The 21,631-nt window shown below is 60.6% G+C and carries 15 protein-coding genes and 4 pseudogenes; 3 read left to right on the top strand and 16 right to left on the bottom strand.

What is annotated here, in order from left to right; translation table 11 throughout:
• Positions 1-9: 9 nt before the first annotated feature.
• Together ACCQ12_RS09120 and hisS are read right to left on the bottom strand one after the other, a co-directional pair.
• A complete protein-coding gene (locus ACCQ12_RS09120; protein WP_047696305.1) occupies positions 10-336 on the bottom strand; it encodes a YerC/YecD family TrpR-related protein in 327 nt (108 codons plus the stop codon).
• A 534-nt stretch (positions 337-870) separates the two neighbouring features.
• Positions 871-2,280, bottom strand: a complete 1,410-nt coding sequence (hisS, locus tag ACCQ12_RS09115) for a histidine--tRNA ligase (protein ID WP_372383428.1) — start codon at positions 2,278-2,280, stop codon at positions 871-873.
• Positions 2,281-2,487: 207 nt separating this feature from the next.
• Between hisS and ACCQ12_RS09110 the strand changes: the two genes are divergently transcribed.
• Positions 2,488-3,153, top strand: coding sequence for a Crp/Fnr family transcriptional regulator (locus ACCQ12_RS09110; protein WP_179455422.1), 666 nt, complete (start codon positions 2,488-2,490; stop codon positions 3,151-3,153).
• 74 nt (positions 3,154-3,227) lie between these two features.
• Here ACCQ12_RS09110 and ACCQ12_RS09105 read toward each other — a convergent pair whose 3' ends face one another.
• The gene (locus ACCQ12_RS09105; RefSeq protein ID WP_372383427.1) at positions 3,228-3,971 is read right to left on the bottom strand and encodes a murein L,D-transpeptidase catalytic domain family protein; all 744 of its coding nucleotides are present in this window, start codon (positions 3,969-3,971) and stop codon (positions 3,228-3,230) included.
• Positions 3,972-4,073: 102 nt separating this feature from the next.
• Entirely contained in the window at positions 4,074-5,378 is a 1,305-nt protein-coding gene (gene thrC / locus ACCQ12_RS09100) for a threonine synthase (protein ID WP_372383426.1), read from the bottom strand.
• A 158-nt stretch (positions 5,379-5,536) separates the two neighbouring features.
• Here thrC and ACCQ12_RS09095 point away from each other — a divergent pair, with 158 nt between their 5' ends.
• A complete protein-coding gene (locus ACCQ12_RS09095) occupies positions 5,537-5,851 on the top strand; it encodes an EthD family reductase (RefSeq protein ID WP_104581407.1) in 315 nt (104 codons plus the stop codon).
• A 74-nt stretch (positions 5,852-5,925) separates the two neighbouring features.
• Here ACCQ12_RS09095 and ACCQ12_RS09090 read toward each other — a convergent pair whose 3' ends face one another.
• The 8 genes and pseudogenes from ACCQ12_RS09090 to ACCQ12_RS09055 form a co-directional block, all read right to left on the bottom strand.
• Positions 5,926-6,909, bottom strand: a complete 984-nt coding sequence (locus ACCQ12_RS09090) for a homoserine kinase (protein WP_372383585.1) — start codon at positions 6,907-6,909, stop codon at positions 5,926-5,928.
• Between the two features lie 26 nt (positions 6,910-6,935).
• A complete protein-coding gene (gene thrA / locus ACCQ12_RS09085) occupies positions 6,936-9,443 on the bottom strand; it encodes a bifunctional aspartate kinase/homoserine dehydrogenase I (RefSeq protein WP_372383425.1) in 2,508 nt (835 codons plus the stop codon).
• A gap of 589 nt (positions 9,444-10,032) precedes the next feature.
• Positions 10,033-10,533: a TspO/MBR family protein gene (locus tag ACCQ12_RS09080; protein WP_184370476.1), complete on the bottom strand. Its 501-nt coding sequence runs from the start codon at positions 10,531-10,533 to the stop codon at positions 10,033-10,035.
• A 432-nt stretch (positions 10,534-10,965) separates the two neighbouring features.
• Entirely contained in the window at positions 10,966-11,415 is a 450-nt protein-coding gene (locus ACCQ12_RS09075) for a hypothetical protein (RefSeq protein ID WP_372383424.1), read from the bottom strand.
• Between the two features lie 89 nt (positions 11,416-11,504).
• Positions 11,505-12,185, bottom strand: a pseudogene (locus ACCQ12_RS09070) (hemagglutinin repeat-containing protein); the annotation flags it as partial.
• Between the two features lie 138 nt (positions 12,186-12,323).
• Positions 12,324-12,905 carry an imm11 family protein gene (locus ACCQ12_RS09065; RefSeq protein WP_372383423.1) on the bottom strand — a complete coding sequence of 194 codons (582 nt, stop codon included), beginning with the start codon at positions 12,903-12,905 and terminating at the stop codon, positions 12,324-12,326.
• 16 nt (positions 12,906-12,921) lie between these two features.
• A complete protein-coding gene (locus ACCQ12_RS09060) occupies positions 12,922-13,347 on the bottom strand; it encodes an AHH domain-containing protein (RefSeq protein WP_372383422.1) in 426 nt (141 codons plus the stop codon).
• Positions 13,344-14,488, bottom strand: a protein-coding gene (locus ACCQ12_RS09055) for an IS3 family transposase (protein WP_372383421.1) whose coding sequence is annotated in 2 segments (ribosomal slippage) — positions 13,344-14,251 and positions 14,251-14,488 — 1,146 coding nt in all. Because the reading frame shifts where the segments join, the coding sequence is not laid out codon by codon here. Before ACCQ12_RS09055 ends, ACCQ12_RS09060 begins: the two co-directional genes overlap by 4 nt.
• Positions 14,489-14,548: 60 nt before the next feature.
• On the opposite strand from ACCQ12_RS09055, the pseudogene ACCQ12_RS09050 reads away from it, so the two are divergent.
• Positions 14,549-14,764: pseudogene (locus ACCQ12_RS09050) on the top strand (IS4 family transposase); the annotation flags it as partial.
• Between the two features lie 36 nt (positions 14,765-14,800).
• On the opposite strand, the gene ACCQ12_RS09045 reads toward ACCQ12_RS09050, so the two are convergent.
• The 4 genes and pseudogenes from ACCQ12_RS09045 to ACCQ12_RS09030 all read right to left on the bottom strand — a co-directional run.
• Positions 14,801-15,055, bottom strand: coding sequence for a hypothetical protein (locus ACCQ12_RS09045; RefSeq protein WP_184370467.1), 255 nt, complete (start codon positions 15,053-15,055; stop codon positions 14,801-14,803).
• Positions 15,052-19,797: pseudogene (locus tag ACCQ12_RS09040) on the bottom strand (hemagglutinin repeat-containing protein); the annotation flags it as partial. The gene ACCQ12_RS09045 and the pseudogene ACCQ12_RS09040, both read right to left, overlap by 4 nt.
• Before the next feature lie 288 nt (positions 19,798-20,085).
• A complete protein-coding gene (locus ACCQ12_RS09035) occupies positions 20,086-20,589 on the bottom strand; it encodes a contact-dependent growth inhibition system immunity protein (protein ID WP_372383420.1) in 504 nt (167 codons plus the stop codon).
• Between the two features lie 4 nt (positions 20,590-20,593).
• Positions 20,594-20,923 (bottom strand): annotated as a pseudogene (locus ACCQ12_RS09030) (endonuclease toxin domain-containing protein); the annotation flags it as partial.
• Positions 20,924-21,631 lie beyond the last annotated feature (708 nt).

Genomic DNA, 21,631 nt, shown 5'->3' with positions numbered 1-21,631 from the left:
GTTGTTCTCTCAGTGGGATTCGACAGGGCGCGACGATTGCTCGCGCAGGGCCTCGGCGTAGCCGCCGGCGCCATGTTCCAGCGTGCGCGCAACGCGCCCGATGGTGGTCACGCTGACCTGGGTCAGCTCGTGGATCTCGCGATACGGCACGCCCTTGACCAGCAAGGGCACCACCCGCCAGCGGTCGCCCATGGCTTCCAGTTCGGCGGGTGTGCACAGATCGCGCAGGAAGGCTTCGACCGCGCCGGGCTCGGTCAGGCAGGCCAGTGCGTCGGCCAGCATCTTGAGGGAGGCGGCGACGTCGGTACTTTCGCGGGGGGCTGGTCGTTGTTTCATTGCGTTAATGTAATAGCGTGTTAGTACATTAACGCAAACGGTGGCGCTTGTCACCTGCTGCGGCGGTGACAGTAGGTCAGTTCGGTTGGTGTCCCGTCATGCGGCGTTGCGCTCGACTGCCCTCACGTTGTTGCAAGGAGGGCCGACCAAGCTGCCCTTACCCCACCTGCGAGGAAGGCGCCCCCGTTGCTGCCGGGGTGAGGCGTTGTGCCCCCCGGCCTCTCAGCTAAGTTGCAGGAAAGCCCCAACGCCCCTCATCCGGCGCTGCGCGCCACCTTCTCCCGTCAACGGGAGAAGGGAGCAATCCATGGCGCCTCGGGCGCGGCGGAGGACACCCGCTGACCTTCACCCGTCAACGGGAGAAGGGAGCAAGGCAAGGCGCTTCGGATGCGGCGGACCCGCCGCCCTTCTTCCGCCTGCGGGGGAAGGTGCCCGCAGGGCGGATGGGGGCGATACCTGGTGCAGCACCGCCAATCAGTTCACATGCTGAATTGCGTGCGCCGGCCATCGAAAAACCAGCGACGACCACCTGCCTTACGGCATCACCTTGGCCTGCTCCAGCTCCACCTGCAAGGTGCTCGCCAGCTCGTCGCGCGCGACATCGAACTGCTGCTCGCGCACCAGGTCCTTCACCGCCACCACGCCGCGCGCCAGCTCGTCGTCGCCGGCCAGCACCACGAAGCGGATGCCGGCACGCGCGGCGTACTGGAACTGCTTGCCGACCTTCTTCGGCTCCATCTGCACTTCGGTGTTGATGCCACCGATACGCAGCCGGCGCGCGATGTCCAGCGCGTCCTCCAGGCGGGTTTCGTCCATCAGCGCGACCATGGCCTGCACGCTGCTTTCGGCGATGCCCCGGATCAGGCCGGCCTCGCGCAGCTGCCAGAACAGGCGGGTCAGGCCGATCGAGATGCCCACGCCGGGCAATCTGGACTTGGTGTAATGGCTGGCCAGGCTGTCGTAACGGCCGCCCGAGCAGATCGAGCCGATCTGCGGGTGGTCGGTGAGCGTGGTTTCGTAGACGGTGCCGGTGTAGTAGTCCAGCCCGCGCGCGATGGAGAAATTCAGGCAGTACGCACTCTCCGGCACGCCCAGCGCCTTGACCAGCTCGAGCACCTCGCGCAATTCGGCAATGCCCTCGCCCAGCGTGGCACTGGCGCTGACCGAGGCTTCCAGCGCCTGCAGCTGCGCCAGCGCATCGGCGTGCCCGTTCGAGCGCACCGCCACGAAGGCGAGAATCTTGGCAACCTGCTCGGCGGCAATGCCGAAGCCCTCGCCCGTCAGCGTGTCGCGCACGTAATCGGCGCCCCGTTTGTCGATCTTGTCGACCTCGCGCAGCACCGCCAGCTGCAGCTCGCCCTCGGCCACGCCCAGGCTTTCGAAGAAGCCGCGCAGCAGCTTGCGGTTGTTCAACTGCACCTTGAAGTCGCCGATGCCCAGTTCGGCGAACACCGCGTGGATCACCGCCAGCACCTCGGCGTCGTAGCGGATGCTCAGCGCGTCCTTGCCGATGACGTCGATGTCGCACTGGTAGAACTCGCGGAAACGCCCGCGCTGCGCCCGCTCGCCGCGATACACGCGCTGCATCTGGTAGCGGCGGAACGGGAAGCTCAAGTCGTGCTCATGCTCGGCCACGTACCGCGCCAGCGGCACGGTCAGGTCGAAACGCAGCGCCAGCTCGGGCAGCCCGCCCTCGCCGCCTTCGTCGGCCGCAGCGGCGGCATTGGCCAGCGCACCGGTGGACTGCACGAAGTACACCTGGCGCTCGGTCTCGCCGCCGGATTTGGTCAGCAACACATCGGACAGCTCGAACACCGGGGTTTCGACCGGCAGGAACCCGAACCGCTCGTAATTGCGGCGGATGACGTCCAGCATGCGCTGGAACGCGATCTGCTCGCGTGGCAGCAATTCCATGATGCCGGGCGGCGTACGGGGCTTGATCACGAGCGAAACTCCTGCATGACGACTGGGGGCGAGCCGGCAATTCTACCGGTTGGGCGGCCGCGCTGACCGCATGGCGTATCATTCACACGCGTCCCAGGCAGTGCGTGACCCATGTACCGGCAGCTTTCAGACCCCAGCGTGACCTGCCCGACCCCAAGCGCGGCGGCCGGCAGCGACGCACGTCATTCCGACTGCACGCTGTGTGCGGTGCGCGGCCGCGCGGTCTGCGCGGCGTTGTCGGCGCAGGAAATGGACGCACTCGAGCAAGTCACCAGCGCCTCGGGCTATTCCCCGGGCAGCACCCTGGTGCGTGCCGGCGAGGCGCGCCACCACGTCTACACCGTCACCTCCGGCGCCCTGCGCATGGTGCGCACCCTGGCCGACGGGCGCCGCCAGATCACCGGCTTCGTGCTGCCCGGCGACTACGTGGGGCTGACCGAAACCCCGCAGCACCGCCACGACATCGAGGCCATCGTCGAGACCCGCGTGTGCCGCACGCCGCTGGCGCAGATGCGGCAGTTGCGCGATCGCTACCCGCAGCTGGAGCGCAAGCTGCTGCAACGCGCAAGCATGGAACTGGCCGCCGCACAGGACACCGGCCTGCTGCTGGCACGCCTGCAGCCCAGCGAACGGCTGGCGCACTTTCTGCTCCGCCTGGCCGCACGCTCCACCCAGCCCGGCGCCAGCGGCGACACCGTGGCGCTGCCGATGAGCCGCGGCGACATCGCCGACCATCTCGGGCTGACCATGGAAACGGTGAGCCGCACCTTCACCAAGCTGCGGCAGCAGCAGCTGATCGCGCTACCGCAGCTGCACCTGGTGCAGATCCTGGATTACGCCGCGTTACGCAGCCTGGCCGGCGATACGGTGTGAGCGCTGACGAACAGAGCCGCTGCGCCTCACGCTGATCGCAAGTCGCCTGCCGCTGTCACCCCGCACGCCGTCAGTCAGCGCCCGGCCACCGTCCCCGCCACCGATCCGCCGCAGCCGCTGCTGAGCAGTTGCGATTGACGCAACCAGGCGCGGTCCGGGTAGTAGGCAAACACGAAGGCACCCTCGCGCAAGGTATCGATCAGTTGCCTGGCCACCGCCGGCCGCACGGCCGGGCAGCCCAGGCTCCGGCCCAGCCGGCCCTGGCTGCGGATGATGGCTTCGCTGACGTAGGGCGCGCCGTGGATGACGATGGCGCGGTCGCGCGCATGGTCGTTGAAGCCAGGTTCCAGGCCCTTGAGCCGCAGCGAGTAGCCGTTGTGGCCGGTATACGATTCCTGCGCGGTGAATGCACCTAGGCTGGACTGGAAACTGCCGTCGGCATTGGAAAACTTCGCCGCCAGGTTCTCGCCCGTGTTGCGCCCGTGCGCCACCCACTCCTGGAACAACAAGCGCTGCTTGTCTAGATCGAACACCCATAAGCGGCGTTCGGTCGAGGGCCGGCTGTAATCGATGACGCTGAGCACCCGCTCGGCGCCCACCTGCTGGCGCTGCCGCGCGCACTGCAAGGCCTCGGTGGCCAGCGCCAGCACCTGGCGGTCCAGCGACGGCGCCTGACGCGCCAGGGCATCGATCAGGCCGGCACGCAGTGCACCCAACGGCGGCACCGCAGAGCCAGCCATGGCATCGGCCGCCATGGCCGTCCCCGCCGTTGCCCACCCGCACAGCGCGGCGGCAACGGCAATCACTCGATAAGACATGCAGCAACCCACATCAGACGCGGCACCACGCCGGGGCCGCACCCGCTACAAATAGCCCCAAGCGCGGCACTTTCCAACCCCGGCCGGCTGAACGCGTTCGGCTCAGGCCACGTCCGCAAGCAGGCGCTGCCGGAACGCCGCGTAGTCCGGCGGCAGCGCCTCGGCATGCGCCGGGCGTTGCAGCAGCGCCGCCAGCGCCGGCGGCACCTCGACCCCACGGCCGATCAGCGGCTCCACCACGGCCTCGAACTTGGCCGGGTGCGCCGTGGCAGCCACGGCCCAGTCGCCCGTCACGCCCTCGGCGCCCTCCGCGCGCAATTGCTCCAGCACATGCACCGCAGTGGCGGTATGGGGGCAATGCACCTCGCCGTAGCGCGCGTAGCGTTGCTGGATGGTGTGGCGGATGGCCGCATCGTCCACCGACAGGGCACGGAACGCCTCGCGTAGCGCGGTGTCGTCGCCGCGATACAGCCAGCGCAGGCGCTCGAAGTTGCTCGGCGCTCCTACGTCCATGGCATTGGCCAGGGTCGCCACGCTGGGCTGCGGAGCGTAGTCGTCGCCGGCGAAGTAGTCCGGCAGCACGTGGTTGGCGTTGGACGCCAGCGCGATCGTGCCCAACGGTACCCCGAGCGCACGCGCCAGGATCGCGGCCAGCCCGTTACCCAGGTTGCCGGTGGGCACCACCAGATTCAGCGCGCCACCAGAGGCCGCATGGTGCTGCAGGGCCGCATGCGCGTAGTAGCTCATCTGCGGCAGCAGCCGGCCCAGGCTGATGCTGTTGGCCGAACTCAGCGGCACCTGCGCCTGCAGCGACGCATCGTTCAAGGCCTGCTTGACCATCGCCTGGCAATCGTCGAACGAGCCGGCCACGCGCAGGGCCTGGATGTTGTCGCCAAAGCAGCCCAGCTGATGCGCCTGCCGCGGCGACACCCGGCCATCCGGGTACAGCACCACCACGCGCAGGCCCGGCTGCCGATGAAAGGCCGCCGCCACCGCCGCGCCGGTGTCGCCGGAGGTGGCCACCAGGATGGTGAGCGGACGATCTTCGTGCCGGCGCAGGCGGGTCAGGCAGGCGGCCAGAAAGCGTGCCCCGAAATCCTTGAACGCGGCGGTCGGCCCATGGAACAGCTCCAGCGCGTAATCGCCGGGCGTGGCCAACGGCACCAACGGCGCAGGGAAATCGAACGCCTCGGCGCAGATGGCTGGCAGTTCCGCCGCCAGTGCATCGCCTTCGAAAAACGGCTGCAGCAGCGTGCTGGCAGTGGTCGCCAAGTCGACGCCCGCCGTCAGCGTGCGCGCCGGCGGCAGCGACTGCGGCACATACAGGCCGCCATCGGGCGCCAGCCCGGCAGCGATGGCCTGGCTCAGGCTTGCGGCAGGCGCGCCGCCACGGGTGGAAATGAACATCAGCGTGACTCCAGGCAAAAGGGAGACCGGGCGCTGCCCGGCGACAACAGAGATGAGGAAAGACGCGGGAGTGGCGCAGTGCGGGTGCGTGTCCTGGGCGTCATCCGCCCCCGCGGGCGCGGCGCTATGCTGCGCGCACCTTTCCGTGGAGCCGGCAGATGATCAAGGTCAGCGTGATGTACCCCTACCGCGAAGGCGCGCGCTTCGACCACGCCTACTACCGCGACCAGCACATGCCGCTGGTGAGCGCGCGCATGGGCGCGGCCTGTCTGAAATACACCGTGGACAAAGGCATCAGCGGTGGCGAAGCCGGCAGCCCCCCGGCCTTCATCGGCATGTGCCACATCTATTGCGACTCGGTGGAGACCTTCAACGCCAGCTTTGGCCCGCATGCGGCCGAGATCCTCGGCGATATCGCCAACTACACCGATCTTACGCCGGTGACGCAGATCAGCGAAGTGGTGGTCGACTAAGTCGCAGATCACGAGCCGCATGTCAGACCTGTTGCGCGCTACCTGCGGCATGTTGTCATTGCGGGCGTGCTGATTCATCCGAGCAACCGCGCCGCAGGGCTAGCGATTGGCGATACCCACGCCTGGCTATCGAAACCGGCGGCAGCAAACCCGGCCTGCACTGCCGGTGCTGCAGCGTCTGCAGCGGCGCGCGATTCGAACCAGGCAAATACGCTTGGCCCGGCGCCGGAAATGCTGGCACCCAACGCGTCGCACTCCAGCGCTGCCTGCTTGGCCTGCGCGAAGCCGGCAATCAAGGGTGCGCGACGCGGCTCGATCAGCACATCGCGCAGGCCGGCGCGCACCAGGCTCGCGTCGCCGGCATGGCAACCGGCCAGCACTAGGGCCAGGTTGGTGCTCTGTGCGACGAACTCGCGCAGCTGATACGCGCCGGCCAGGGCTTCGCGCGCGCGCCGCGTTTCCAGCACTGCGTCCGGATGCACCAGCAAGCTATGCCAGGCTGCCGGTACCGCGATCGGCACCAGGCGTTCCAGCGTGCACAGCACCAGTCCGCCTAAAAACAGCGGCCCCAGGTTGTCGCCGTGGCGGCTACCGCTGGCCACCGCTTCGCCATCGAGCGCGTACTGGTAGAGCTGGTGGTGGTCCAGCGGCGAGGCCAGCAGCGCGTTTGCCGCGACCAACGCCGCCACGCACGACGCAGCAGAGCCGCCCATGCCCGAGCTCAGCGCAATGCCCTTGTCGATCTCGATTTCAAACCCGTAAGGCAGCTGCAATGCGGCGCGCAGCGACATCAACGCAGCGCCTGCGGTATTGCGTTCGGCGTCGAGCGGCAGCGCCACGGTCGTGCCGCGAATCGCCGCGATGCGTACTGTGGGTTGTTCGATGCGGCGCACGGTGACGGTGTCGCCGACGCCATCGATCGGGTAACCGAGCAGGTCGAATCCCACCGCCACGTTCGCAACCGATGCCGGCGCGAAGGCGCGCGCTTCGTGCAGCCCGTGCTTGCCGACAGAAGCGCGATCACTGTTGTGCGCACGCGCCGACGTTGCTTGGCTCAGGCCGGTCTGGCCGACAACTGCCTGCGTCACAGCCGCGCGCCCTCGCCCGCCGCCACGCGCAGCAGATCGGCGAACACGCCGGCTGCGGTCACTTCCGGCCCGGCACCCGGCCCCTGCACCACCAACGGGTTCTCGCAATAACGGCGCGTGGTGAACTGCACCACGTTGTCGGTCAGACGCAAGTTGGCGAATGCGTGATCGGCCGGCAGCTCGACCAGGCCCACGCTGGGCGCGCGGTCGGGCGGCAGCTGCGCCACATAGCGCAGCACGTTGCCGCGTGCACGCGCATCGGCCAGACGCTGCGCAAAGGCCGCATCCACCTCGGGCAGGCGCGCGATGAAATCATCCACACTGGCCTGGCGCAGTGCTTCCGGCACCAGGCTTTCGACCTGCACGTCTTCCAGGCTGATCGCACGCCCTGCTTCGCGCGCCAGGATCACCAGCTTGCGTGCCACATCCACGCCGGACAGATCATCGCGCGGATCAGGTTCGGTATAGCCCATGCCGCGCGCCTGCGTCACCAGTTCGGCGAACGGCACGCTGCCGTCGTATTTGTTGAACAGCCAGGCCAGCGTGCCGGAGAAGATGCCTTCGATCGAGGTCACCGCATCGCCGGTGTCGACCAGATCGCGCAGCGTGGTGATCACCGGCAAACCGGCGCCGACGGTCGCCTCGTAACGGAAGCGCGCACCGCTGGCATCGGCCGCTGCGCGGATCGCCTCGTAGCGCGCCAGCGGGCCGGAACCGGCCTGTTTGTTCGGCGTCACCACATGGATGCCGGCCGCCAGCCAACCCGCGTAGCGATCGGCCACTTCAGCGCTGCCGCTGCAATCGATGATCACCGTGTGCGGCAAATGTGCGGACAGCAGATGCGTGGTGAAGCGCTCCAGGTCGGTTGGCGTAGCGGCCGATGCAAACGCATCGCGCCAGTCGCCGACCAGTCCGCGTTCATCCAGCAGCATGCGCCCGCGCGAGACCACGGCGCGCAGGCGTAGATCCAGGTTGGCTTTGCCCAGCAACTGCGGTTGCGCGATGCGCAGCTGATCCAGCAACGCAGCGCCGACATTGCCGGGCCCGATCACGCCCACCGAAAAGGTCTGCGGCGACAGCCAGAAACCGGCGTGCGCCGCGCGCAAGGCCTTGGTCGCATGCGCCGCATCGATGGCTACCGAGATATTGCGTTCCGAGGAGCCCTGCGCAATCGCCAGGATATTGACCTGCGCGCGCCCCAACGATTCAAACAGGCGCGCCGCAACGCCCGGCTGCCCGGCCATGCCATCGCCCACCGCCGCCAGCACGCTGATGCCGGTGGTCAGCTGCACGCGCTGCACCTGGCCGACCGTGAGTTCGTGCGCGAAGGCTTGCAGCAAGGCATTACGAGCACGCTCGGACTCGTGCTGCTTGACCACGCAACAGATCGAATGCTCCGAGGAGCCTTGCGAGATCATCACCACCGAGACCTGCGCCGTGCGCAGCGCTGCAAACACGCGCTCGGCCGTGCCCGGCACACCGATCAGGCCGGTGCCTTCCAGATTGAGCACCGCCAGATCCGGGCTGAGCGTCAGCCCCTTGATCGGCCCGCTCACCGCGCTGCTGGCGGTGATGCGCGTGCCCGGATGTTCGGGCTGGAAGGTGTTGCGGATGATGATCGGCAAGCCGCGCTCGATGGCCGGCGACATCGTCTGCGGGTGCACTACCTTCGCACCGAAATAGGCCAGCTCGCAGGCCTCGTCGTAGCTCAGGGTTTCCAGTTGCACTGCTTCGGGTACCACGCGCGGATCAGCCGAGAGCACGCCATCTACGTCGGTCCAGATATGCAGCTCATCGGCATTGAACAGCGCCGCAAAGATTGCACCCGAGTAATCGCTGCCGTTACGCCCCAGCGTGGTGATACGGTCGGCACGATCGCGCGCCACAAACCCGGTCACCACCACCCGCGTTTGCGGATGCGCCTGCCGCCACGTGGCAAGGCGCTGCGTACTGACGTCCCAATCGACATCCACGCCCAGTTCGCCGCGATTGACCACCAGCACGTCGCGCGCGTCCAGCACCGCGCAGTCTTCGCCGATGGCGCGGAAGTGGTCGCCCAGCAATTGCGCCGAATACACCTCGCCCAGGCCTTGCACGCGGTCCAGCACCTCGCGTGGCAACTCGCCGATCACCGCAAGCGCACCAAGGATCTGCGACAGATGCTCGAAGCGCTCGTCCAGCCATTCCACCGTCGGCCCGGAATGCTCGCCGAGCAACGCCACCGCCGCACCACGATGGCGCGCACGGGTTTCGTGCCAGCGCTCGCGCCATTCGGGGCGATCTTTTGCGGCCAGTTCGGCAAGCTCGATCAAGGCATCGGTGACGCCCTTCATCGCCGAGACCACGGTGACCTGCACCGTCTCGTCGCGGGCGAGCAACAACTGCGCCACATGCCGATACCGCTCGGCATCGGCCACGGAGGTGCCGCCGAACTTGTGCACCACGGTGCGGTGGGATGACGCCGGCGCGGCGGCAGGGTCGAGCGAAACAGCAAGCGATGACATCGACAGACCTCGTTAGGGAGGCCCCGTCCGCTTCAGGTGAGAGGGAGGCCCCCGCATCCTGATCCGGGTGCGGGGCCGTTGTTTTCGGAAGTTACGCGAAGACGACGGACCGCACCGGGCAAATGGTGACGGTGGTAATGGTGGTGGTAATACCGGCCACGCCCGTGCCTGCCCACAACAGCGGCTGGCAGAGAAGCGAAACATTGGCGGAGGCATTACCCATGCCTGCAAAAGACATCACCAGGCCGAGGCCTGTCAAGCAGTGCGTCAATGGGCGTACGCCTGCTGCCACAGCCCTGAGCAGAAAACCTTGCGGCTCAAAGATTTAAGCAACGCGCTCGCAAGCAATTGATTGCTATGGAAACTTTTCGAGCCGCCTCAGCAGGCGGCACTGCGCAGGTTTCGAACATGGATGGATGCTGTCGTGCGAACCGGCCAATGCGATGCAGCTGACGGATCGCTTACGCGCGATTGCATCGGATTGCTGCCGGTGGCACTGCGTGTCCAACAACAGGTCACTTCGCATCAAGTGACAGGCCTTCCCCATTGCTGCGTCAGCCGGTGCAAATCAGCATGGTCAGCACAGAGATCAGCCAAGCACCTGAGGATTGAGTTGCCACACCGAATAGTTGAGCGCGGCCGCAAAGCTCACCCACGCCAAGTAGGGCACCAACAACCACGCGGCCACCGAGTTCCGCTTCGCGAATACGCCGATCGTTGCCGCAAGCGTCAACCACAGCAACACGATATCAGCGAAGGCCCATGCCCCCATGTGCCACGCAAAGAACAACCAGCTCCACAGCCCATTGAGCGCCAACTGCACGAGGAACAAGCCCAACACCGAACGCGCCCCGGCCCAGCCCCCGCGCCGCCATACCAACCAGACCGCCACCGCCATCATCCCGTAAAGCGCAGTCCATACCGGCCCGAACAACCACCCCGGCGGCGCCCATGCTGGACGCTGCAACTCGGCATAGAAGCTGGCCGCCTGGATCGACGCCAACGCGCCCAATCCGGCGACGGCGTAACACAGCGCCAGCCAGCCCAATAGTCCAAACCATTGTGATTTTTTCGAGATGTCCTGCGTCATGACCGTGATGGGTTGAGATCAACAGCAACTAGCGTGGCAGACCACTTGTGCAAGCGACGCGTAAGAGGGGCGGCTAATCGCTGCTTAGAGCGTCAAGTAGCCGCACTGGTGTCTTGCGCGGTCCTCCATCGGCTTCGTGGGCGCCCTTATCGGAGCCCTGCAATGATGAAATCATTAATACCGCTACGAGTCGAACGGCTCCGTCAACCTTTCGCATAGCGCGAAGCGCTGATCAGACATTGCCCGACGCAAGCTGTCTCATGCTGGTTGGAACGCTTGTTTACAAAGCCGGAAGTTATAAGCGCGCAGGTGAATCGATGTACTAAACGTGGGAAACCTCAAGGTCAGGTTGGTCTATTAATTGCCCCTGACCCCGTTCTTTTCCCAACCGACTAGTCGCAGATCTTGCAACCAGCGATTGAGCGATTCAGTCTAATCTTTAAATGAAAATTCAACATCCCAAGGAGATTTAAAATTCAAAAGACTATCCAACCTACCTTTATCAAAAAAATCCTTCATTAACTTTTTCGCAACTTCAGCATCAACCATCCAACCTCTCGGATCCCATTTCTGATCGAGGTAGATTATAGGCCCAATTTTAAAATCACATCCACTCTCATCCCACCACTTCAAAATCTCGAACCTCGGGTCATCCGAGTTCATTTTTAGCAATAGTCGGCATACTCCTTTAGCACCCTCCATAATTATAGCGCGAATAGGCCCATCTGATCCTTGAATAATCAGAGAGGCACGTCCACCTTCTACGAAAACTGAATCAATTCCCGCAACAACCCTCTCCCATGCAGGATCTTCAGTACATACAGAACGCACCCCAGGAGTTCCAGATGAAAATATGAACTCGTATTTTTTATCCACCGCCATTCCTCTTTACCTTAACCAAACTAACCTTACTTTTTTAGCTTGACTAAACGAGCCTTACTTTCCACTTTACTCCAAATCCATGTTTTCCCGACAAGATGCGTGCCATTGATGGAATTGGCCGCTCCGCTGACGAGGTTGTTGCCTGCCAGCAGTGCCACGTCGCAGCCCTGGATTTGGCCTTGATTGAGCAGGTCGTTGTGGGCTTCCAGCGCCACGCTGCCAATACCGCTGATGCGGCCCTGGTTGAGCAGATTGCCGGCGGTGATGCTGACGTCGGCGCCGGCGATGACGCCTTGGTTGCTCATGGAATTGCTGGCGTTGAGCTCGACGTTACCGCCGGCGATCAAGGCGCCATTGCCACGCAGCTGCAGCGAGTTGGAGGCCAGATACACCACCGGCACCAGCACCTTCTGGCCCTGGTAGTCCTGCTCCACCATCCACACGATGTCTTGCGTGAGTGCAGTGGCCTGGGCGGCAGTCAGGCCAACGCCCATGCTCAGCTGCAACTGGCCTGCGGCGGCCACGCCGGACTCCAGCAAGGCGCGGTACTGCGCCACGCCGTCGGCGTAGTTGCCCAGGTAACGGCGGCCGGTGAGCTGGGTGATCTGATCAAGTACCAAACGCTGTTCGTAGAAGCCATCGCCCAGGCGAGTCTGGGTCCACTCCGGATCCACGCCCAGCTTGTCGAGCAGGAAATCGCTGCTGATGAAGTTGTAGTTGACGAAGTGCGGGTCGGTCTCGATCAGGTAACGACGGCCGGGGCCGTTGCTGACTATTGGCTGCGGATATTCAGACCGACATTCGCTCTGAAATTTTTATTCTTGATATTTGCCCGGAACCTTTTTTATTTTACACCACCCAAATCACTTACAACAAAGAAGCAAGCCCATGCGATATTTACAACCCACTTAAGCAACAACTTTTCCTGAACTATTCAATAAATCAAAAACTACCCCTGTTATCCCTGCGTCCTCAAATCGCCGCTTCACCTCCTCACTAACGATTATCGCCCCCAAATATTTTTTCAGCCTAAATATATGTTTTTCGCCCACCTTGGACGTATCTATAACAAGATTAAAGAAATTTCGATATGTCCCTGCAAGATCTGGGCGAACTGGATCATCCTCGTCAAAAACTGAAAATTCAGAATTTCCTTCATCCACGCAATCAATTTGAGTTTCGATTATCATAGCAAAATAATTTTGCTTCAAATTTTTTTTCTTAATTTCCAATGGCGCAAACACAACATTTTGGTATGGCTCATCAACTTCCGGCAAACCAATTAACGAACCAACAGCCTTCTTACTTAAAACAGGGACACTTGCATATCCAGCCAATGAATAATCAACTTCAATGCCATCAAACCTCACCCTCAATGAATAACCACCTGGCTCCATGAAATTGACAGGCGGATCAATGAAATTCCAGTTATTAACATAGCCAACATCATCAAGAATCCACTTTCCTTTTATCGATACGTCCTGCCACATTAAGTAATACCTCACATCACCCTCCTGTTAACCACTTATTAACTTCACTCCCCCTCGTTACAGCCTCCACCTTAATCCTATTAAGCGCCTGAGTCACAGCCATCTTGTATTCTGGAGTATTAGGAGTCAAGCCCATTGTGGCTCTATTGAGAGTTCCGTATACGTATTTATGGTACTGCTCAGGATGAGGCCCCCTATGTCCTGGAACAGCCACCAAATTTTCAGTAGCCCGACTTATATCAAGACCAGAGCCGTCAAAAAATCTTTGAAACTCCAATGTCCAAGCTATTTTTCCGTTCGAGTCAGAAGTACACTTATCAGTGCACAGGTGATGCAGCGGAATTGCGTCATAATTAGGTGGCGCCTTTACGTCAACCCTTCCCCCATCAAGCGTTACATATCCACCGCTGTTTGATACGCCCAGAGTTCCGTAGACACTCAAGACCCTCGTTGCGCGTAGCGCCGTTCAAACTCTACAGGGGACAGGTCACCAGTTGAACCGTGGCGGCGGTTGGGGTTGTAGAACATCTCGATGTAGTCGAATACCTCGGCGCGTGCGGCGTCCTTAGTGGGATAAATCCGTCGCCTGATCCGCTCGCGTTTGAGCAGGCCGAAGAAGCTCTCCACGGGTGCGTTGTCGTGGCAGTTGCCACGCCGACTCATGCTGCACACCAAGCCATGGGACGCCAGGAAACTCTGCCAGTCATCGCTGGTGTAGACAGACCCTTGGTCCGAGTGAACCAGGCAACCAGCGTTGGGTTTGCGCCGCCACACCGCAGACAACAAGGCCTGCACGACCAACTCGGTGTCGGCCCGATCGCGCATCGCCCAGCCGACGACCTGCCTGGAAAACAGATCGATCACCACAGCCAGGTACATCCAGCCTTCGTGCGTGCGAATGAAGGTGAAATCACTCGCCCAGGCCATGTCCGGCTCAGTCACGTCGAACTGTCGGTCCAGCAGGTTGGCCGCCGCCTTGCACGGCATTCCGCCATGGAAGCGCGGTTTGCGACCATAGCCTACCTGGGCACGCAATCCCGCGGCGCGCATCAATCGATGCACACGATGGCGACTGCAACGCTCACCCAGATCGCGTAGGTCCTTGGCGATCTTGCGATGCCCATACACACTGCCGCTGGCCAGCCAGTGGTGCTTGATTAGTCCAAGCAACCGATCATCTTCCTTGGCACGCTCACTGTCGGGCGCCTTTAGCCACGCGTAGTATCCAGCCCGGTTCACCCGCAACACCCGGCACATCGCACACATCCTGAACTCCCCGCAGTGGGCTTGCATGAAGGCGTACTTTGCCTTTACCCCTTGGCAAAGTACGCGGCGGCCTTTTTTAGGATGTCGCGCTCCTCGGTCACTCGACGCAACTCGGCCTTCAGGCGCCGAACCTCGGCGCTCTGGTCCACCTCGGCGCGCTGTACCACGCCGGGCTTGCCGAACTTGCGCAACCAGGCGTACAGGCTGTGCGTCGTGACACCCAGCCGCTCGGCGACTTCTGCCACCTTGAACCCACGATCAGTCACTTGCCGGACCGCCTCGATCTTGAACTCATCCGTATACCGCTTGCTGCTCATAGACACCTCCGAATCGACCATTTTCCATGGCCATGAGATGTCTAGAAAACCCTGGGCGTATCATTCGCCAGCTGGCTGGCAGGACTGGGCTGCGAAGCCACCGGCATCGCCCAGTGGCTGCCGCCACGCAACAGCACACGCAAGCTCTACTCGACACTGCGCGTCGGCCGCGAGGCGTTGGTCAGACGCTGGGCGATGGAACCTGTCTCACGCTGGCTAGAACGCTTACGCACACTGCCCGACACAGTGCGTGAGCAGATGACGCTGATACCGTAAAAACGTGGGGATACCTAAGAATCTGACCCCGTTCTTTTATTCATTCAAACCAAGTGAACTTGGAATATTTTTCACAAAATCGGCAACCTCACCCTCATAATTTAAAGATTCCGAAACCAAATCAGAACACAGCAGAGCCCTTTCGACATCAGGAAGTTCCTGCAGCTCGAAGGCCAACTGCTCCATCATCTGAACAGCCGCATCTTGATCGACAACTTTAGCATCAGAAAACTCTAGAAAATTACAAAAATTAGCTATAACTTTGGCAAAAGTTTTATTAGCTTCTCTCATGGCTTAACCACCTCTACAGTTATGTTGTTAATACCAAGCTCTTCGAACATTTTCTTTGCACGATTAGCCTGTGCCTGTGTGGGCACTTCCCATCGACCGGTTAAACCCTGTTCTGACAAAGCTTGAGATTGACGTAACGCCTGATCTTTCGCCTTTGGCGTGGTAACCACTGATATTTTACGATCCACCAACACATCTGCGTCAACACCGTCGAACTTGACAGGCCGTTCCGTTCCATCTGGCATGGTCCTCGTGATTGAAGGCGCTTGCGATGCTTGGGTTTCCACGTTTGATCGCGCACCTGGGGCAGAGTCATTATAATCGCGCGCCTTGGAACTCATCGACGCTTTTTCATCAACCCAAACAATCTTACCTTCGGCGTCATCAATTTTCTTTCCAATGCCCTGCGAACTCTCAAGAAGACTATTGGCTGCCTTACCCGTACTGATGACGCCAATAACGGACGCCATCGAGTCGACGCCCATCCCTGCCATCATACTTGTGGCAGGCCGTACCGATTGAAGCTGCTGCTCGTTCTGGGCTCCTAGGCCATAAGTACCAATAAAATTTCCAAACGGATCAACCAGATACTGCTGTTTCTTGTTCTGCAAGAACTCGCCAGGCGCAGAGTTTTCAAACAGCGTACTCGCAACGGTCTTGACCGGGCCGCCAGCAGCCGCCATTGCGACGTAAGCAAGCGCCAATGCCGTGTCTTGACCCAGCCAGTTGCTTGCCTTCTCAACGCCGCGACCACCACTCTCGATGACTCCGCTGACAAGCTGACCAGCGTGCAGGAGCCCACCGGACGATTTACCGACTACCTCTACCGTCGGTAGCGTCTCGACACCTCCCGTAGTAACAAGAGCTTGTCTCTCAGGATCAGTGCTCTGGATACCACCAACATAGACCTTACCTAGCAGCCCCAAGACTGACTTCTGATCTACTACATCGAGCGCGCCAAAACTCTTGCCGTATTGCTTCTGTGCCGATGCTTCAACCAGCGCCATGCCCGCCATGTTGTTGGCAACGCCAGGCGTTGTCAGCGCCGCCGCGAGGCTGGCTGGATCCGCGCCATTCTTGATTGCCTCGTTGATCAGCGTACGCATGCCTTGCAGCAAAGCTTCGTCACCGCCGGCCATCTCACGCAGAGCGTCGGAGGCTAGCAGCTGTCGCTTACCATCACGGTAGTCGTAATAGCCGTATTGCTGGGAAGTATTGGCGGCGATGGCGCCCGATGTGGCATCCCCCATCAGACCGCCAGCAATCAGGCCCAGGCCAATGCTGGCCAGGTTCATCGCTCCTTCGTGGGCGATACCATCGCCATCCAAGCCCTTGTTGATGCTTGCTGATAGCTTGGTCAGGAAACCTTCGTTGGCAGCCACACCAGCTGCAGCACTGAGGGCACTGCCCCCGCCAAGGCTCGCTTGGAACACGCCTGCTAGTACCTGCGTTGCCATCTTGGCGTTACCGCCATCGGACCACTGCTTGAGACTGGATTGAGCGGCATCACGCCGTACCACTGCTGCTGCACGCTCTTCATCGGTTGTGGCAGCTTGATAGTCTTCGGCTGCGGCCTTGAGCTCTTCTGATGCCGCGTCACGCCGTGCAGCAATCACGTCCTTGGCAGCACGGAATCCGACTTCCCCTGCAACCTGGCTCAGCTCGATCTGTTCCTGCAACTTGTTCGTATCAATCGCCTTGACGCTGTTGCCATCAAGTACTGCAGCGCTACGTTGCAGACCTTCCAGGTCACCGAGATCCTTATTACGTATTTCAATAGCACCAGCAGCAATGTCACTGCGAGTAGTACTCATCGCATTACTATTAGCGCCACCTAAAGCACTGAGTCCTGCGCTTGCGGCCGATTGTGCTAACCCAGCACCACTGGTCCCCGCGCTCACACCGATGTTCGATGCCTTTGCCTTTGCTTCGTTCTGAAGATCGTCTACCGTCAAACTGTCTGTGGACAGGCGATTGAGTACCGCATCCGCTGTACTTGCGATTGCACCTCCAACAAGGTGCGTATTGCCGCCGACAGTGATATCAAATCCACCGTTGCCGGCCTGGATGCCGCTCTGTTCGTTGACACTCGTGTAGCTGCTATTGACCTTCTGCTGACTGTAGCTTGCACTGCTTCCGCTAAAGCCCCACACCAACGTCATGCCCGCCTGTTGCTGCTTGCTCTTGTAGTCGCTTGTGTCTTGCTCACTTTGGATCAGCAGGTCACCGCCAACATCGGCCAGCACTTTGTTGCCGATTGCTTGTGCGCCCTTGATCGTGGTGTCATTGCCACTGATCAACGTCAACCTGTCGTTGGCGGTCACCACGCTCTCAGCGTGTACGTCACTATTGCCCTTGGCACTGCCTTTACCAGCATAGGCAGTGAGATACACACCCGTCGTTGTACCAACGCTGACACCAATCTCGCCACCGGCGTTCTTGTTCTCCGACTTGTTGGTGTTGGTCTCCAGGTTACTCAACAAGTTCAGGTCGTTCGCGGCAGAGAGCGCGACGTTTTCACCATTGATCTTGCTGCCGATGACATTCAGGTCGCCGCCGGTCGCGGCGATGGTGACGTTTCCGTCGCTCAGGATGCGGCTACCGCCAGTGGTTTCCTCATGCGTAGTCGTCTTGCTCGACGCACTGCTAGCACCGATCCCGATGCGTAGACTCACGCCCCCCATACTGCTGCCAGCGGCCGCAGCTGCCTGATACTCGGCCACGCCATCGCTGACTGCATATCCCGCCTTGGCGGCATAGAGTGCCTCTAGACGATCGTCTTCTACCTCCGAACCACGTTTGGTCGCGCTATAGGCCGCTTCCGCCGCAGCTACTACCCCACCGGTCAAACCCAACGTAATGCCTGCACTCTGCTGCTTGGACGTTTGCACCGTGTCCACGGTGTGTTCCGCTGCGGCAATGGTGACCTCTTTGCCCACGATGGTGGTGCTGGTGGCACTCAGCACATCGCTACCGGTGATGACGACCTTGTTGCCGGCGGTCATCGTCACCGCGCCGTCGGTGCTGCCGACCAGGCTGCCGGTGTTGGTGACCTCGGTAACGTCCAGACCATCGGTTTTCTTGGTGACGCCCAAGGCGACGCTGAATCCGCCGCCGCCGTAGAGGCCGGACTTCTTGACGGTCTTCTCATGCTCTTCGCTGTGCGTGTTCTGCACCGTGTCCAGCGTGAGGTTGTTGCCGGCGGCCAACACCACATCGCCAGTGCTCGCGACTTGCGCACCCTGCGACAGCAGATCGTTACCCGCCGCGATCTGCACCGTGTCGCCACTGAGCGTGGTGGTGACCGCCACGTTGTCGTGCCACTCGTCATGCGTCGTCGTGGTCTTGCTGCTGAACGTGCCCTTCTTCTTCTTGGTCATGTCCTGCACGGCGTCGTGCTGCTCGCTGGCGGCGAGCAGGTTGACGTCGTTGCCGGCAGCCAGGGTGATGCCGCCGTCCTTGGTGGCGGCCGATGCGGCGGTCAGGGTGATGTCGTTGCCCGCCTGCATGGCGAGGTTGCCGCCGGCGGTGAACTCGGTGCCGTGGACGGTTTCGTCGCTGGTGCTGGTGGTCTGCTTGAAGCGCTTGCGCGTCTCCAGAACATCGCTGGTATCCACCGTGGTCAGCGTGCTGGCGTTGATGTCGTTGCCGGCGCTGATGCCGAGGCCCTTGCCTGCATCGAGCTTGGCCGCGACCAGGTTGACGTCGTTGCCGGCACTGAGGATCAGGTTGCCGCCGGCAGTGAGCGCCTGCTGATCGATGGGCTGCGTGGTCGTGGTGGTGGTGACGCGCGTCTTGCCGTTGCGGGTCTTGTAGCTGTTGGTCTCGCTGTCGTTGAGCACCGACTCGACATTAAGGTTGTTGCCGGCTGCGGCAATCAGATCGCCGCCTGCCTTCACTTCGGCCTGGCGGATGGTCAGGTCGTTGCCTGCAGTGAGTTGCAGGCTGTCGCCGGTGCTGATGTTGGTGCGCGTGGCGACCTTGCCGTCCAGGCCGGTGGTGGGAGTCAGCGAGAGGTTGTTGCCTGCCTGCAAAGCGGCGCTGCCGCCCGCGTTGATGCTGACGCCGTGCAGTTGCAGGTCGTTGCCTGCGGACACGATCAGGTCCTTACCGGTGGTGATCGTGACAGCATCGCCACCGCGCAGCAGGCCATTGTCGTTGCGCAACGCGCTGGGCGTGAGGCTGAGATTATTGCCCGCGATCAGCGCCGCACTGCCGCTCGCCTGCACGCGGGTGCCGGTCAGGGTCATGTCGTTGCCGGCGAATAGTTGCAACGTATTGCTGGCACTGATGCCGGACAGGATGCCCGCGCCATTGATGGCCTTGGCCGCTTCGCTGACCAGGTTGTTGCCGGCGGCCAATGCGACATCGCGGCCCTGGATCTGGCCCTGGTTGAGCAGGTCGTTGCGCGCTTCCAATGCCACGGTGCCGGTGCCGCTGATACGCCCTTGGTTGAGCAGGTTGCCGGCGGTGATGCTGACGTCGGCGCCGGCAATGACGCCTTGGTTGCTCATGGAATTGCTGGCGTTGAGCTCGACGTTGCCGCCGGCAATCAAGGCACCATTGCCACGCAACTGCAGCGAGTTGGAGGCCAGGTAGACCACCGGCACCAGCACCTTCTGCCCCCGGTAGTCCTGCTCCACCATCCACACGATGTCTCGGGTGAGTGCAGCGGCTTGGGCGGCGGTGAGGCCCACGCCCATGCTCAGCTGCAGCTGGCCTGCAGCGGCCACGCCGGACTCTGGAGCGCAGAGTCAGCTTGACTTATTAATTACACCTGACCCCGTTCCCTGCAAAGAACTGGAAAGCGATCCATCACTGGAAGCCGGCGCTGCAAAGCTTAAAGGTAATGTTTGGCGAGAGTTCGTGCCGCTGCAGGTGCTGTGATACATACCGCTTACAAAGTTGGTTTGACAGACCCATCCATCTCAGTGAATGCGCTATGAAAAATCTGGTTGCCCATTTAGGTTGACAGACCCACACTCCGCGACATTCAACGTGACATCATGCGGGGATGCGGCATGTCAACTCTACCCAATAGAACTCGTGCAACGCTTGAACCCCTCACGCAAGGCAGCACCAAGCTCAGCATCCGTCGCTGTTTTTGGAACAAACAAAGGAAATGGCCCCGTGTCTTTTCTTGCAGTATATCCATCCAAGGATTTTTGGTGCATTGGTTGAATTTTTATCTCATCACTCTCACCAAGTGCCGAGACACTGCATGAATTCATGCCTATTAGCATAGATTTTTTTGATTTATAACCATAATTTTTCATTTCCCATTTTCCCCTCTCCTTCTCGCGATTCTGCACAATATGGGAATTTAATATTTTATGAAAATCCTCAACACTAATCTGCCTACTCTCAGCCAAAGTAACGCGCAGCAAATATCCTAACTCACTATCCGCAACATCAGGATCTAGGTATTTAGGCTTCATATCAGGATCGGCATACAAAAGCATGCCATCCGACATAGTAATGAATCTATAAAATTTACCATTAAAACAAACGTCCGCATATTTACTTGAGGTCATCGCTCTACCTTACTCTGGTGATAATTATTTTTACGCCTTTCGATCCAGCATAATCGATTGAATTCTTGATGGCGTCAATTTGTGCAGTCGTTGTTTCATCAGGAATGGCAAGTTGCATTTGCCTACCATTAATTTTTTCTGAAGTAAGTTCAAAATTTCCTTTTTTATCACCAACAAATCCTACCATATCATCAACATAACCGTTTAGCGTCTTGGTAATGGTCTCCGGGCGCGTCAAGTAAGTTTTCGACATCGTATCCAGCGTCTTATCGCTGACCGCGATCCCGCCTGGCGTAAAATGATCAAATGTGGAGAAATTTGACTTTATCAAATTAAGGTCAATCGTTCCAGGCGGAAGCGTAGACTGCACGAAATCCTCGAATGGCTTGCCTTGTGCCTGCACACCGCCACCAAATTTAATCCCTGTAGACTCCTCACTCACAACCGCCGCATCAACAACAGCATTAACCGTCGACAGGTTCTTGATCCCGGGTACCTTTGCCGACGTCTCCACCAAAATCCCTGTCCTTGGCAAAATGACCGATGCTCCAATGTCTGATAGCTGCCCAATTGTGAGTGTCAGCAAGTCACGCGTTTCAGCTCTCGTCCCCGTGGCCTCAGCCAAACCGTAGACGATCGCCGCCGAGACGCCATCCCCAATCGCATCAAGCACGGCGAGCTTTCTTGAAAGCTCCATTGCAAAAGGCGTCAGGCTTTCATTCGGAGCGCTAATGTAGGAAAGGCCCGACTTCATGCGCGCATCAGTAAAGATCTGTTCATTGGGACTTTTGTCGTGTCCGAACAGCATGTCCTTCCACGTGAAGTTCGCATCTGCATAGGCTCGCTCATCGGCGCCCAAGCCCGCGTAAGGAAATCCAGATGTCGATACCGATCCATTCTTGATCAGGTCACTTGCCGCATCGATTCCGTTCTGGGCTGCGTAGGCGCCAAGATAGAGTTTCAGGTTCTCCGTGTCCGCTGCAGTCAGTTGCTCGCCGGCACGATACCTCGCCAGTAAACCATCGCTCACTTGGTCACTGAC

The organism is Xanthomonas sp. NCPPB 1068 (assembly GCF_041479385.2).
Lineage (GTDB): Bacteria > Pseudomonadota > Gammaproteobacteria > Xanthomonadales > Xanthomonadaceae > Xanthomonas > Xanthomonas cannabis.
This window is presented reverse-complemented; position numbering and strand designations above follow the sequence as displayed.

What these genes read in the sequence shown, in the direction of transcription:
- ACCQ12_RS09120 (WP_047696305.1), bottom strand. Translation starts at nt 336, where the DNA reads ATGAAACAACGACCAGCCCCCCGCGAAAGTACCGACGTCGCCGCCTCC.
- ACCQ12_RS09105 (WP_372383427.1), bottom strand. Translation starts at nt 3,971, where the DNA reads ATGTCTTATCGAGTGATTGCCGTTGCCGCCGCGCTGTGCGGGTGGGCA.
- thrC (WP_372383426.1), bottom strand. Translation starts at nt 5,378, where the DNA reads ATGTTCATTTCCACCCGTGGCGGCGCGCCTGCCGCAAGCCTGAGCCAG.
- ACCQ12_RS09095 (WP_104581407.1), top strand. Translation starts at nt 5,537, where the DNA reads ATGATCAAGGTCAGCGTGATGTACCCCTACCGCGAAGGCGCGCGCTTC.
- thrA (WP_372383425.1), bottom strand. Translation starts at nt 9,443, where the DNA reads ATGTCATCGCTTGCTGTTTCGCTCGACCCTGCCGCCGCGCCGGCGTCA.
- ACCQ12_RS09080 (WP_184370476.1), bottom strand. Translation starts at nt 10,533, where the DNA reads ATGACGCAGGACATCTCGAAAAAATCACAATGGTTTGGACTATTGGGC.
- ACCQ12_RS09075 (WP_372383424.1), bottom strand. Translation starts at nt 11,415, where the DNA reads ATGGCGGTGGATAAAAAATACGAGTTCATATTTTCATCTGGAACTCCT.
- ACCQ12_RS09065 (WP_372383423.1), bottom strand. Translation starts at nt 12,905, where the DNA reads ATGTGGCAGGACGTATCGATAAAAGGAAAGTGGATTCTTGATGATGTT.
- ACCQ12_RS09045 (WP_184370467.1), bottom strand. Translation starts at nt 15,055, where the DNA reads ATGAGAGAAGCTAATAAAACTTTTGCCAAAGTTATAGCTAATTTTTGT.
- ACCQ12_RS09035 (WP_372383420.1), bottom strand. Translation starts at nt 20,589, where the DNA reads ATGACCTCAAGTAAATATGCGGACGTTTGTTTTAATGGTAAATTTTAT.